Source organism: Bradyrhizobium sp. SZCCHNS1050, from assembly GCF_032484785.1.
Taxonomy (GTDB): Bacteria; Pseudomonadota; Alphaproteobacteria; order Rhizobiales; family Xanthobacteraceae; genus Bradyrhizobium.
The window spans coordinates 1,233,809-1,246,778 of the sequence record NZ_JAUETR010000002.1 but is presented as its reverse complement, the minus strand read 5'-3'; the positions used below and the strand labels follow the sequence as shown (position 1 = coordinate 1,246,778).

Sequence of the window (12,970 nt, the reverse complement as noted above, 5' to 3'; positions counted from 1 at the left end):
CCATGTCACGTATTGGCAAGAAGCCTGTGGCGGTGCCGTCCGGAGTGACGGCCTCCGTCGACGGACAGACCGTCAAGATGAAGGGGCCGAAGGGCCAGCTTCAGTTCATCGTTCATGACGACGTGGACGTGAAGTTCGAGAACGGCCAGGTCAAGGTTGCCCCGCGTTCCGAGACCAAGCGCGCCCGGTCGCTGTACGGCACCGCGCGCGCCCAGATCGCCAACCTGGTCGAAGGCGTGACCAAGGGCTTCGAGAAGAAGCTCGAGATCACCGGCGTCGGCTACCGCGCCGCGATGCAGGGCAAGAACCTGCAGCTAGCGCTCGGCTACAGCCACGATGTCGTCTACCAGATCCCGGAGGGCATCACCATCGCGGTGCCGAAGCCGACCGAGATCACGGTCACGGGCATCGACCCGCAGCGCGTCGGCCAGGTGGCCGCTGAAATCCGCGCCTACCGGCCGCCGGAGCCCTATAAGGGCAAGGGCGTGAAGTACGCGGGTGAATTCATCTTCCGCAAGGAAGGCAAGAAGAAGTAACGGAGCCGGACATGTCGAGAGCCAAGGTTACGAATGCCCGGCGCAAGCAGCGCGTGAGGCTGTCGCTGCGCCGCTCCGCCGGCGGCCGTCCGCGTCTGTCGGTGTTCCGCTCGTCGAAGCACATCTACGCTCAGGTCATCGACGATCAGAAGGGCGAGACGCTCGCCTCCGCGTCGTCGATGGAGAAGGAGATGCGCTCGGCCGGCAACACCGGTGCCGACATCGACGCGGCGAAGGCGGTGGGCAAGCTGCTCGCCGAGCGCGCGGTGAAGGCGGGGATCAAGGAAGTCGTGTTCGATCGCGGCGGCTATCTCTATCACGGGCGCGTCAAGGCGCTGGCCGACGCGGCGCGCGAGAGCGGGCTGAGCTTCTAACATCAATGGATATGGGCGTCAGAGCCCCTCAGAAGATTGGATAGCACCATGGCAGGTGAACGGGAACGAGGCGGTCGCGATCGCAAGGAGCGCGAGGAGCGCGACAGCGAGTTCGTTGACAAGCTCGTCCACATCAACCGAGTCGCGAAGGTCGTGAAGGGCGGTAAGCGCTTTGGCTTTGCGGCGCTCGTCGTGATCGGCGATCAGAAGGGCCGGGTCGGGTTCGGCCACGGCAAGGCACGTGAGGTTCCGGAGGCGATCCGCAAGGCGACCGACTCCGCCAAGCGCAACCTGACCCGGGTCGCGCTGCGCGAGGGCCGCACCCTGCACCACGACATCTTCGGTCGTCACGGCGCAGGTCGCGTCTATCTGCGTGCGGCTCCGGCCGGTACCGGCATCATCGCCGGCGGCCCGATGCGCGCCGTGTTCGAGACGCTGGGCATCCAGGACGTGGTGGCGAAGTCGATCGGCTCGTCCAACCCGTACAACATGGTGCGCGCGACCTTCAACGCGCTGAAACACCAGGATAGCCCGCGCTCGGTCGCCGCGCGCCGCAACATCAAGGTGTCGACCCTGCAGGCCCGCCGCGTCGGTGGCGATGCCGAAGCCGCCGCCGACTAAGGTTGGGCCGACTAACGAACGCGCGCCGTCCGCTGGATGGCGCAACTCGGAGTGAACACGATGGCTAGCGCCAAGACGATCAAGATCGAGCAGATCGGCAGCCCGATCCGCCGGCATCACTCGCAGCGCGAGACGCTGATCGGGTTGAAGCTCAACAAGATCGGCCGCGTGACCGAGCTGCCGGATACGCCGGCGGTCCGCGGCATGATCACCAAGGTTCATCATCTCGTCCGCATCGTCGACGAGAAGTAAGGAGAAGGGCGATGAAGCTCAGCGATATCGCCGACAACGCCGGCGCGCGCAAGAAGCGCATGCGCGTCGGCCGCGGCATCGGCTCCGGCAAGGGCAAGACCTCGGGCCGTGGCGGCAAGGGCCAGACCGCGCGCTCCGGCGTGCGCATCAAGGGCTTCGAGGGCGGTCAGATGCCGATGCATCGCCGCCTGCCGAAGCGCGGCTTCAACAACATCTTCGCGCTCGATTTCGTCGAGATCAATCTCGACCGGATCCAGCAGGCGATCGATGCCAAGAAGCTGGACGCCGGCAGCGTGATCAACGCCGAGTCCCTCGTGAAGTCCGGTGCGCTGCGCCGCGCCAAGGACGGCGTGCGCCTGCTCGGCCGCGGCGAGCTCAAGGCCAAGATCAACATCGAGGTGCATGGCGCCTCGAAGTCGGCGATTGCGGCGGTCGAGAAGGCCGGCGGCACCGTCAAGCTCCTGGCGCCAGCCAAGGACGAAGGCGAGGCGGCGTAACATCTGCGTCATTGCCCTGCCGCCGGCGCATGCCGGAGAGGGCAGGGCAATGGACAGAACGCGCCCGCGCACCAGATAATATCCGGCGTCTGCCCAGCCCTGCGAGCCCTCGCGGGGCCCAGTGCGGTGAAGAAGGGCGGCGGGAGAAAGCTAGATATGGCCTCAGCAGCGGAACAACTGGCGGCAAACCTCAATTTCGGCGCGCTTGCGAAGGCCGATGAGCTGAAGAAGCGCATCTGGTTCACCCTCGGCGCGCTGCTGGTCTACCGCCTCGGCACCTACATTCCGCTGCCGGGCATCGACCCGAACATCTGGGACTCGGTGTTCCGCACGCAGGCCGGCGGCATTCTCGGCATGTTCAACATGTTCGCCGGCGGCGGCATCCACCGCATGGCGATCTTCGCGCTGAATATCATGCCGTACATCTCGGCATCGATCATCATTCAGCTGCTCACCACCGTCTCGCCCCAGCTCGAAGCCCTCAAGAAAGAGGGTGAGGCTGGCCGCAAGATGTTGAATCAATACACCCGCTATCTGACGGTGATTCTTGCTGCCGTGCAGTCCTACGGCATCGCCGTCGGCCTCGAAGGCGCGGGCAACGTCGTCGCCGATCCCGGCCTGTTCTTCCGCCTCTCCACCGCGATCACGCTGACCGGCGGCACCATGTTCCTGATGTGGCTCGGTGAGCAGATCACCTCGCGCGGCATCGGCAACGGCATCTCGCTGATCATCCTGTCCGGCATCGTGGCCGAGCTGCCCTCGGCGCTTGCCAACATGCTCGAGCTCGGCCGTCAGGGCGCGCTGTCGACCGGCCTGATCCTGATCGTCATCGTGATGGCCGTCGCCGTGATCGCCTTCATCGTGTTCGTGGAGCGCGCCCAGCGCCGGCTCCTGATCCAGTATCCGAAGCGCCAGGTCGGCAACAAGATGTTCGAGGGCCAGTCCTCGCATCTGCCGCTGAAGCTGAACACCTCGGGCGTGATCCCGCCGATCTTTGCCTCGTCGCTGCTGCTGCTGCCGACCACGGTCGCCAATTTCAACGCCGGCAAGGGACCCGAGTGGTTCCAGTGGATCACGACGCAGCTCGGTCATGGCCGGCCGCTGTTCCTGGTGCTGTATCTGGCGCTGATTCTGTTCTTTGCCTTCTTCTACACCGCGATCGTGTTCAACCCGACCGAGACCGCCGACAACCTGAAGAAGCATGGCGGATTCATCCCCGGCATCAGGCCGGGCGAGCGCACCGCGGAATATATCGATTACGTGCTGTCGCGGATCACCGTGCTCGGCGCCATCTATCTGGCGATCGTGTGTCTGATCCCGGAAATTCTGATTTCCTACGCTTCCGTCCCGTTCTACTTTGGTGGCACTTCGCTTCTGATCGTGGTCAGCGTTACGATGGATACCGTGGCGCAGGTTCAGGGTTATCTGCTCGCCCATCAGTATGAGGGGCTGATCAGGAAGTCGAAGCTGCGGGGGCGCCGCCGCGGATAGCGGCGGATCGCGGCCCGGGAACCACCAAGCCAAGAACAAGGTGTGCGGGAGGGTCGCTCACCGTGTGCCGGGGGGCGAAATTCGATGAGACTCATTCTTCTGGGGCCGCCCGGTTCGGGCAAGGGAACGCAGGCGCAGCGCCTGGTGCAGCAATATGGCATCGTTCAGCTGTCGACCGGCGACATGCTGCGTGCCGCGGTGGCGGCGCAGACGCCGATCGGGCTGAAGGCCAAGGACATCATGGCGGCGGGTGGCCTTGTCCCGGACGAGGTCGTGGTCGGCATCATTGCCGACCGGATCGAGCAGCCGGACGCCGCCAATGGTTTCATCCTCGATGGCTTCCCGCGCACGGTGCCGCAGGCGGAGGCGCTGGATGCGCTGCTGAAGCAGAAGCAGATGAAGCTCGACGCGGTGATCGAACTCCGGGTCAATGAAGGCGTGCTGCTTGAGCGCGTCGAGCGCCGGGCCGCCGAGACCCGCGCGCGCGGCGAGGCTGTGCGGGCCGATGATACGCCGGAGGTCCTGACCAAGCGCCTAGCCAGCTACCGCGACCAGACCGAGCCCCTGATCCACTATTATTCGGACCATCGGATGCTGGCGACCGTCGACGGCATGATGCCGATCGAGCAGGTCACCGAGGAGATCGGACGGATCCTGGCCGCCGTTGGCAAGTCCAGCGGGAGCCGGGCGGCCAAAAAGGCGAACCCGGCCAAGCGCAGTGCCAAGGCTCGGGGCAAGACCGCGCCGGCAAAATCGGCCAAAAAGGCTCCGAGGGCGCCTGCACCGGCGAAAAAGGCCGCAAAGACAGCAAAAAAGGCTGCAAAGACTGCGAAAAAGGGAGCAAAAGCGGCCCCCAAGAAAGCCTCCAAGGCTGCGAAGAAGGCCCCCAAGCCCGCTGCCAAGGCGACCCGGGGAACCCGGAAAACCTCTGCAAAGGCTGCAAAAAAGCGCGCCAAGAGGTGACCGAATCTTGTAGGGGCGGTTGACGACCGCCGTGTGAATCCATTAATAAGCCCGCATCCAAGTCGGATGGTTTTCCAAAGATGCCGGGCCCCACGAATCGAGGGGTGGGCGTCTTGTTCGCGTTTGCGGACACCTGCCCGAGATAGCGAGAACGAAGGCCGGTCCATCCTGGGATCGGTGACAGGAGAGAAGTCCGTGGCCCGTATTGCCGGTGTCAACATCCCGACCAACAAGCGTGTCCTGATCGCGCTCCAGTATATCCATGGCATCGGCCCGAAGATCGCGGGCGAGATCATTGACAAGGTCAAGATCGCCGAGGATCGCCGCGTCAACCAGCTGAGCGACCAGGAAGTCCTGCAGATCCGCGAAATCATCGACCGCGACTACGTTGTCGAGGGCGACCTGCGGCGCGAGACCGGCATCAACATCAAGCGTCTGATGGACCTCGGCTGCTATCGCGGCCTGCGCCATCGTCGTGGCCTGCCGGTGCGCGGCCAGCGCACCCACACCAATGCGCGCACGCGCAAGGGGCCGGCCAAGGCGATCGCCGGCAAGAAGAAGTAATTTGGCGAATTGCTGATAGCGGGTGGCGAGTAGGGGCAATCCCTATTCGCTACTCGCTATTCACCATTCGCCTTTCTGGTGTAGCCGCTGGCACTACGGCGGCGTTGAGATCTCGAGAAAGGTACTTATATGGCCAAGGAAGCCGCACGTGTCCGCCGTCGTGAGCGCAAGAACATCGCCTCCGGCGTCGCCCACGTGAATTCGTCGTTCAACAACACCACCATCACCATCACCGACGCGCAGGGCAACACCATTGCCTGGTCGTCGGCGGGCACGATGGGGTTCAAGGGATCGCGCAAGTCGACCCCGTATGCCGCGCAGGTCGCGGCGGAGGACGTGTCCAAGAAGGCTCAGGAACACGGCATGCGCACCCTCGAGGTCGAGGTTGCCGGCCCGGGTTCCGGCCGTGAATCGGCGCTCCGTGCGCTGCAGGCTGCGGGTTTCACCGTCACCTCGATCCGCGACGTGACGACGATCCCGCACAATGGTTGCCGCCCACGCAAGCGTCGGCGCGTCTAATCTGAAAGAGGCGGACAGCATGTCCGCCTCGTCGTGCTTTTGAGACATTTCGACTGCCGCGATCTGAAGCGCGGTTCTCCAACGCCAGTCAGTCAGATCCCATGACTGGCCCATGGGTGAAACAGTGACGATCCAGAAGAATTGGCAAGAATTGATTCGGCCGAACAAGCTCCAGGTCACGCCGGGCTCCGACGCGACCCGTTTCGCCACCGTGGTTGCCGAGCCGCTGGAGCGCGGTTTCGGGCAGACGCTCGGCAATGCGCTGCGCCGCATCCTGCTGTCGTCGCTGCAGGGCGCCGCCGTGCAGTCGGTGCATATCGACGGCGTGCTGCACGAGTTCTCCTCGATCGCTGGTGTCCGCGAGGACGTCACCGACATCGTGCTGAACATCAAGGACATCGCGATCAAGATGCAGGGCGAAGGCCCGAAGCGGATGGTCGTGAAGAAGCAGGGCCCGGGCGCCGTCACCGCCGGCGATATCCAGACCGTCGGCGACATCGTGGTGCTCAACCCTGACCTGCAGCTCTGCACGCTGGACGAGGGCGCAGAGATCCGCATGGAGTTCACGGTCGCCACCGGCAAGGGCTACGTCGCCGCCGATCGCAACCGCCCCGAGGACGCCCCGATCGGCCTGATCCCGGTCGACAGCCTGTTCTCTCCGGTCCGCAAGGTCTCCTACAAGGTCGAGAACACCCGCGAGGGCCAGATACTCGACTACGACAAGCTGACCATGACGATCGAGACCAACGGCGCGATCACGCCGGAGGACGCGGTGGCCTATGCCGCCCGCATCCTGCAGGACCAGCTCAACGTCTTCGTCAACTTCGAAGAGCCGCGCAAGGAAGTCGCCCAGGAGATCATCCCGGACCTCGCCTTCAACCCAGCCTTCCTCAAGAAGGTGGACGAGCTCGAGCTGTCGGTACGTTCGGCGAACTGCCTGAAGAACGACAACATCGTCTACATCGGCGACCTCGTGCAGAAGTCGGAAGCGGAAATGCTGCGCACCCCGAACTTCGGCCGCAAGTCGCTGAACGAGATCAAGGAAGTGCTGGCCCAGATGGGTCTGCATCTCGGCATGGAAGTGCCGGGCTGGCCGCCGGAGAACATCGACGAGCTGGCCAAGCGCTTCGAGGATCATTACTGAGCATTCGTCATTCCGGGGCGCCTCGAAGAGGCGAACCCGGAATCTCGAGATTCCGGGTTCGATGCTGCGCATCGCCCCGGAATGACGTCCACCACTCGGGCGAACGCAGGCAGCCCACCTGAGCAACATGTCCGACGAACCGTCGCGGCAGATAGAAATGAAGGACTAAGACAATGCGTCACGGCAAGGTTCATCGGAAGCTCAACCGCACCGCCGAGCATCGCAAGGCGATGTTCGCCAACATGTGCGCCGCGCTGATCAAGCACGAGCAGATCGTCACCACGCTGCCGAAGGCCAAGGAGCTGCGGCCGATCGTCGAGAAGCTCGTCACCCTCGGCAAGAAGGGCGGTCTCGCTTTGCGTCGCCAGGCGATCGCCGAGATGCGCGATGTCGACCAGGTCAAGAAGCTGTTCGACGTCCTGGCACCCCGCTACAAGGACCGCAACGGCGGCTACACCCGCATCATCAAGGCCGGCTTCCGCTACGGCGACAACGCCGCGATGGCCGTGATCGAGTTCGTCGATCGCGACGTCGATGCCAAGGGCCAGGATTCCGGCCCGGTGCAGGAGACCTCGGAAGCGGCGTAAGCGCAGCTCCGACCCGACGTTCAAAACGGCGCCTTCGGGCGCCGTTTTCATTTTGAGGTTCTGTAGCCCGGATGAGCGAAGCGACATGTGGGGTCGCCTGCACAGCTCGTGTGACTTTAACAGCATAGACCGGAGCGCCGCGCATGAGCGCCGCAGAACTGCACATCGTCTACGAGGCGGATGAGGACCGCACCGGCAAGATCATAGCGACGGCCAGGGCCGGAGTGTTTGCCGCGCGCGGCGAGGCGTGGTTCGGCTGCGACCTGAATGCCTTCGTGAAGGGTCTGCGCTCCTATCCGCTATCGTGGGACAAGCCGCCGATGATCGAAGGCGGTTACTTCGATGGACAAGGCGGCCTCGCGCAATGCCTCGTCCGGATCGTCATCAGGCCATACGACTTCCGTGGACATTTGCTGGTGCATGCGGATCTGGCTACGCTCGTTCAGAGCACAGCGGATGCCGACGTGCAGAACAGCGCTTCGATCCGCTTCCTGACCGAATATGCACTCGTCGAACGTTTCGCGACCGAGCTGGCGCAGGTCCTGAACGGCAAGCGCGAAGCGGCTATCCTGATAGGGACCACGAGCTGACAACCACGGCGCCTTCGGGCGCCGTCTTATTTCGAGGATCAGCTCTGCGCGCGGCGCGTTGAGTGTCGGCGCGCGACGCCCCACATCCGTTCCTTCAGCACAACGGAGAGCTGCTCATGTACATCGACCTTTCAGGAAAAACTGCGCTCGTCACCGGGTCCACCGCCGGCATCGGCTTCGCCATTGCCAAGGGATTGGCCGCCTCGGGCGCCGAGGTCGTCCTGAACGGCCGGACCACCGACCGTGTCGATGCGGCCGTCGCGAAGCTGAAGCAGGCGGTTCCGGCGGCGAAGCTGCGCGGCGTCGCCGGCGATGTCGCTCAGATCGGCGGCTGCAACGCCATCGTCACCGCGCTGCCCGAGGTCGACATTCTCGTCAACAATGCAGGCATCTTCGAGCCGAAGGAGTTCTTCGACATTCCCGACGAGGACTGGAGCCGCTTCTTCGAGGTCAACGTCATGTCCGGCGTGCGCATGGCGCGCGCCTACATGCAGGGCATGCTGAAGCGCAACTGGGGGCGCATCATCTTCATCTCCTCGGAGTCGGCGGTGAACATCCCGACCGAGATGATCCATTACGGCATGACCAAGACCGCGCAGCTCGCGGTCTCCCGCGGCCTCGCCAAACTGACCTGCGGCACCGGCGTGACCGTCAATGCAGTGCTGCCGGGACCGACGATGTCGGAAGGCGTCGAGACCTTCGTCAAGGATCTCGCCCGTCAGAACGGCCAGTCGGAGGAGGAGGCGGCCTCGTCTTTCGTCAAGCAGCACCGGCCGGCCTCGCTGCTGCAGCGCTTCGCCGGTGTCGACGAGATCGCCAACATGGTCGTCTACGCCGCCTCCAAGCAGGCCTCCGCCACGAACGGCGCCGCGCTGCGCGCCGAGGGCGGCATCCTCGACACCATCGCCTGAGGCCGGCCATGGCGGCTTACGTCATCTCCGAGGTCGAGGTGCGCGACATCGAGGCGATGGAACGCTATCGCACCCGCGCGGCGCACTCGATCGCGCAATATGGCGGGCGCTATCTGGTCCGCGGCGGGACCTCCGAGACGGTCGAAGGCGGCCCGCCGGCCAAGACCCTCATTATCGTCGAGTTCCCGTCGATGGCCCGGCTGCGAGAATGGTATGCGTCGGCCGAATACGCCGACGCCCTGGGCGAGCGCTGGAAGGCGCTGGACCGCCGGCTGATTTTCGTCGAGGGTGCTGCACCTGCGTAGAGAACGGACTCTGTTGCGCCCATGCTGACCATCACCCCCCGCCGCAGGCGTTGGCTCAAGCTGACCTCGGCGCGGTGGCAGCGGCGGGTGCTGTTCGTGGCCGGCGGCCTGGTGGTGGGCGCGGCGGCGGTGGCGCTGGCGGAGCTCGCCGACCTGGCCCAGCTCGCCTTCAACTGGCTGCTGTCGAAATCACGCTACGCCTCACTGATCGTGACGCCCGCCGGCTTCGCGCTGTCGGTCTATCTGACCCAGCGCTTCTTCCCGAACGCGCAAGGCAGCGGCATCCCGCAGGCCATCGCCGCGCGCCACCTGACGGACACGAGCGCGCGCAGCCCGCTGGTGTCGATCCGCATCGCCATCGGCAAGGTGCTGCTGACCCTGCTCGGGCTGCTGTGCGGCGGCTCGGTCGGCCGCGAGGGGCCGACCGTGCAGGTCGGCGCCTCCATCATGTTCGCGCTCGGCCGGCTGTCGCCGCGGCGGCAGCCGGGCTTGATCCTGGCCGGCGCCGCCGCCGGGGTCGCGGCCGCCTTCAACACGCCGCTGGCCGGCATCGTGTTCGGCATCGAGGAGATGAGCCGTGCCTTCGAGACACGGACCTCGAGCCTCGTCATCGCCACCGTGATCGCCGCTGGCCTGACCTCGCTGGCCCTGATGGGCAACTACGCCTATTTCGGCACGACGCCGATCGCGCTCGGCAAGGGCATCGACTGGCTGGCGGTGCCCGTCTGCGGGGTCTTGGGCGGCGCCGCCGGCGGCCTGTTCAGCCGCATCCTGATCACGATGGCGCGCGGGCTGCCCGGGGCATCCGGCCGGCTCATCAAGCGCCACCCCCTGCCGTTCGCGCTCGCCTGCGGCTTTGCCGTCGCGCTGTGCGGGCTGGCGTCAGGCGATACCATCTACGGCACCGGGTATGCCCAGGTGAAAGGGGCGCTGGAGACCGGCACGCCGCTGCCGGGCGATTTCGGCGTGCTGAAATTCCTCGCCACCACCTTTGCTGCGATCAGCGGCATTCCTGGCGGCATCTTCGCGCCGTCGCTCGCCGTCGGGGCGGGGATCGGCGCCAACGTCGCCAGCCTGTTCCAGCAGTCGCTACTGGCGCCGATCATGCTGCTCGGCATGGTCGCCTATTTCGCCGGCGTCGTGCAGGCGCCGATCACCGCCTTCGTCATCGTCACCGAGATGACCGACAACCACGCCATGGTGGTGCCGCTGATGATGGCCTCGCTGATCGCCTACGGCACCTCGCGTCTGATCTGCGAGGAGGGGCTCTATCACGCTCTCGCCAAGGGCTTCGTCGCCCGAGCTGAGACCAAGGCTGAGGCCGCGCAGGAGTCGAAGCAGGCCACAGCGCCGTCCTGACCAAGCGCTCATCCACCATGTTCGGAGCGCGCCGATAACGGCTGTCGGTTCAATCGCTTGATGGCAGATCCTGAGATCTGCCATCGGCTCGAAAGGGCTGCCGGCGGCCCCGTTGCCGGCGCCGCCGCGCAAGGCTCGTCGGCCTACTTCCTGAACGGATCCGGCCGCATCAAGAGCCGGCCGGAGATCGAGTTCGGCACCTCGTAGGGCGAGCCGATCGACAGCACGTGGCTTAGCGCGATCAGCCGGTTCGGCAGCTTGGCCGGCGGCGGTGTCTGGAACGAATAGGACGTCGGGTTGTGGCACAGGAAGCAGTTCAGCACGTTCTTGATCGGCGTGTTGTCGGCGTTCTGCACGAAGGTCTCGGCGGTAGCATTGGCGAGATTGACCGATCCGACTGCGCTGGTCTGGTTGCTGTTCAGATTGTACGAGTTGGGGAGCATCCAGACGGTGCCGTCGAGGCTGTAGCTCGCGAAGGTCGATTGCGGGCCCTTCAGGCCGGAGAGAAAGCCCTGGGCTTGCGCCGTGATCGCGAAGATGTTGCCGACGCCGTTGGGCTGGTTCTCGCCGCCGGTCTGGTTCTCGAGCACGACGTTGGTCACCGGCGTCAGCTTCTGGGTCGCCGGATCGAGCCGCAGTTGCGGCCGGTTGGCGCCGGGCAGCGCCGCGATGTTGACCTGCGAGAACGGCGTGCGGCCCTTGTAGAGCGTGTAGCTCTTCGGATCGGAGCGGCTTGCCGATGGCGCAAAGGTGTTGTCCGGCGTCTGCGGCGAGTTGTTCTTCAGCTCGAACGTGCCCCACAGGAATTCGGGGTGGTTCTCGGTGTAGCCGACCACGTGCAAGCCGATCAGCGCCACGGTCACCGTGACGAACTTGCCGGGCGTCGGGCGAATCGTGATCAGGCCGGGGGTGACGTTGTTCTCCAGCACCGGCACCTGTGCCTGGGTCGTATAAGCGCCCGCAGGCGGTGCCTGCCCGGGGTCGAGCCGCAGCCACGTCGCCTTGAACACCGCATCGCCCACGGCGAAGGATGAATCCGCCGGCTGGCTCTGGTAGCCGCCGGTCGCGATCAGGTTCTTGCGCGCCATGTTGAAATAGCCCTGGTTCATGTGGACCGAGGCGTAGACGGGATAGCCGTTCTGTGCGACCAGCATGTTGCCGTCGGCTTCGACGATGGCGCCGGCGCCTTCGGTGAAGCCGGCCGTGCCGTGGAAGACCTGGGCGCGGGCCGCCAGCGTCAGCGGGCGCGGCCGTGGTGCGCCGGCATTCTCGGCGTTGCCGAGCAGCTCGTCGGGCGTCGCCAAGGTCATGAACCGCGGCACGGCGGCGCCGGAGCCCGAGTCCTTCACCAGCGCTGTCGCCCAGACGAACGCTTCCCACGACCATTGATGGAAATTGCAGTCCGGCGTCGGGATGGTCTTGGTGTCGGAGGTGGGGAAGGCGGCGTCCGGCTTGAGATAATTGCCCAGTCCTTCCGACCAGCCGAAGGCCGGGCAGTTCTTCGCCGGCGGCGGCGGCGCAGCGCTGGCGGGGTTGAGAGCGCCGGCAAGGCCGCTCGCGGTGACGGTCGTCGCGAAAGTGAGCATGAGCCACTGAATCGTCTTCATGGCCGGTCTCCATTGATGTGCGCGCTGGGATGGGCCGATGAATCTCGCCGCCATGCGTCGCAAATGATTGTTAAAAATGATTCATTCAAAAGTAGTGCGCGGCGAACATGCACCCAAAGGTGAGATTTGCAAGACCGGCAGCTCACTCAGTCCGCAATTTTTTTCGGACGCCCCTCGCGGCAGTGGAATGCGGCTCGCGGCAGCATTCGTCTTCACCGGCCGACACGGGCTGCAGTGTGAGCGCAGGCACGGTTGACACCACGGATCGCGTGCATCCTGGCGGCCGTTCGCTGGAGAAGTGCGGACAATGAGGTCTTCACGCCAGTGGACAGCAACCACAGGAGAGTGAAATGAAGTCCATCATGGCCGCTGCGTTGCTGCTCGCGTTGATGTCGGGCGCAAGCCTTGCGGGCACGCCGCTGATCGATGCGCGGCAGCACAACCAGTCACATCGCATCTACAACGGCATCGCGAGCGGACGGCTGACCTATCCGGAGGCGCAGCAGCTCGTCCGCGGTCAGATCCACGTCCAGAAGCTGGAAAACAAGGCCAAGGCGGACGGCGTGGTGACGCCGTTCGAGCGTGCCCGCATCAACGTCGCGCAATCCGTGCAGGGCGCGCGCATCTTCTGGAAGAAGCACAATTAGCCG

The 12,970-nt window shown here is 65.1% G+C and carries 17 protein-coding genes; 16 read left to right on the top strand and 1 reads right to left on the bottom strand.

Annotated elements, in window-relative coordinates; all coding sequences use genetic code 11:
- Positions 1–2 precede the first annotated feature (2 nt).
- The 15 genes from rplF (at position 3) to QX094_RS30095 (ending at position 10,713) form a co-directional block, all read left to right on the top strand.
- Positions 3–536 carry a 50S ribosomal protein L6 gene (gene rplF / locus QX094_RS30165; RefSeq protein WP_315714558.1) on the top strand — a complete coding sequence of 178 codons (534 nt, stop codon included), beginning with the start codon at positions 3–5 and terminating at the stop codon, positions 534–536.
- An 11-nt stretch (positions 537–547) separates the two neighbouring features.
- The gene (gene rplR / locus QX094_RS30160) at positions 548–910 is read left to right on the top strand and encodes a 50S ribosomal protein L18 (protein ID WP_006611854.1); all 363 of its coding nucleotides are present in this window, start codon (positions 548–550) and stop codon (positions 908–910) included.
- Between the two features lie 48 nt (positions 911–958).
- On the top strand, positions 959–1,531 hold the full coding sequence (gene rpsE, locus QX094_RS30155) for a 30S ribosomal protein S5 (RefSeq protein ID WP_006611855.1): 573 nt from the start codon (positions 959–961) through the stop codon (positions 1,529–1,531).
- 60 nt (positions 1,532–1,591) lie between these two features.
- The gene (gene rpmD, locus QX094_RS30150; protein ID WP_006611856.1) at positions 1,592–1,783 is read left to right on the top strand and encodes a 50S ribosomal protein L30; all 192 of its coding nucleotides are present in this window, start codon (positions 1,592–1,594) and stop codon (positions 1,781–1,783) included.
- An 11-nt stretch (positions 1,784–1,794) separates the two neighbouring features.
- Positions 1,795–2,280 carry a 50S ribosomal protein L15 gene (gene rplO, locus QX094_RS30145; RefSeq protein ID WP_009031841.1) on the top strand — a complete coding sequence of 162 codons (486 nt, stop codon included), beginning with the start codon at positions 1,795–1,797 and terminating at the stop codon, positions 2,278–2,280.
- A 156-nt stretch (positions 2,281–2,436) separates the two neighbouring features.
- Positions 2,437–3,771, top strand: a complete 1,335-nt coding sequence (gene secY, locus QX094_RS30140; protein WP_315714557.1) for a preprotein translocase subunit SecY — start codon at positions 2,437–2,439, stop codon at positions 3,769–3,771.
- Between the two features lie 84 nt (positions 3,772–3,855).
- Complete coding sequence (locus tag QX094_RS30135) at positions 3,856–4,734, top strand: adenylate kinase (protein WP_315714556.1); 879 nt, start codon at positions 3,856–3,858, stop codon at positions 4,732–4,734.
- Positions 4,735–4,929: 195 nt separating this feature from the next.
- Positions 4,930–5,298 carry a 30S ribosomal protein S13 gene (gene rpsM / locus QX094_RS30130; RefSeq protein ID WP_315714555.1) on the top strand — a complete coding sequence of 123 codons (369 nt, stop codon included), beginning with the start codon at positions 4,930–4,932 and terminating at the stop codon, positions 5,296–5,298.
- Positions 5,299–5,427: 129 nt separating this feature from the next.
- Positions 5,428–5,817: a 30S ribosomal protein S11 gene (gene rpsK, locus QX094_RS30125; protein WP_006611861.1), complete on the top strand. Its 390-nt coding sequence runs from the start codon at positions 5,428–5,430 to the stop codon at positions 5,815–5,817.
- Between the two features lie 112 nt (positions 5,818–5,929).
- Positions 5,930–6,961, top strand: a complete 1,032-nt coding sequence (locus QX094_RS30120) for a DNA-directed RNA polymerase subunit alpha (protein WP_315714554.1) — start codon at positions 5,930–5,932, stop codon at positions 6,959–6,961.
- A 173-nt stretch (positions 6,962–7,134) separates the two neighbouring features.
- A complete protein-coding gene (gene rplQ / locus QX094_RS30115; RefSeq protein ID WP_006611863.1) occupies positions 7,135–7,548 on the top strand; it encodes a 50S ribosomal protein L17 in 414 nt (137 codons plus the stop codon).
- 143 nt (positions 7,549–7,691) lie between these two features.
- The gene (locus QX094_RS30110; protein ID WP_315714553.1) at positions 7,692–8,138 is read left to right on the top strand and encodes a hypothetical protein; all 447 of its coding nucleotides are present in this window, start codon (positions 7,692–7,694) and stop codon (positions 8,136–8,138) included.
- Positions 8,139–8,254: 116 nt separating this feature from the next.
- Complete coding sequence (locus QX094_RS30105; protein WP_315714552.1) at positions 8,255–9,049, top strand: SDR family oxidoreductase; 795 nt, start codon at positions 8,255–8,257, stop codon at positions 9,047–9,049.
- An 8-nt stretch (positions 9,050–9,057) separates the two neighbouring features.
- Positions 9,058–9,354, top strand: a complete 297-nt coding sequence (locus tag QX094_RS30100; RefSeq protein WP_315714551.1) for a DUF1330 domain-containing protein — start codon at positions 9,058–9,060, stop codon at positions 9,352–9,354.
- Between the two features lie 21 nt (positions 9,355–9,375).
- Entirely contained in the window at positions 9,376–10,713 is a 1,338-nt protein-coding gene (locus QX094_RS30095; protein WP_315714550.1) for a chloride channel protein, read from the top strand.
- A gap of 143 nt (positions 10,714–10,856) precedes the next feature.
- On the opposite strand, the gene QX094_RS30090 is transcribed toward QX094_RS30095, so the two are convergent.
- Positions 10,857–12,320, bottom strand: coding sequence for a hypothetical protein (locus tag QX094_RS30090; RefSeq protein WP_316185889.1), 1,464 nt, complete (start codon positions 12,318–12,320; stop codon positions 10,857–10,859).
- A gap of 350 nt (positions 12,321–12,670) precedes the next feature.
- Here QX094_RS30090 and QX094_RS30085 point away from each other — a divergent pair, with 350 nt between their 5' ends.
- On the top strand, positions 12,671–12,967 hold the full coding sequence (locus tag QX094_RS30085; protein WP_315714548.1) for a hypothetical protein: 297 nt from the start codon (positions 12,671–12,673) through the stop codon (positions 12,965–12,967).
- Positions 12,968–12,970 lie beyond the last annotated feature (3 nt).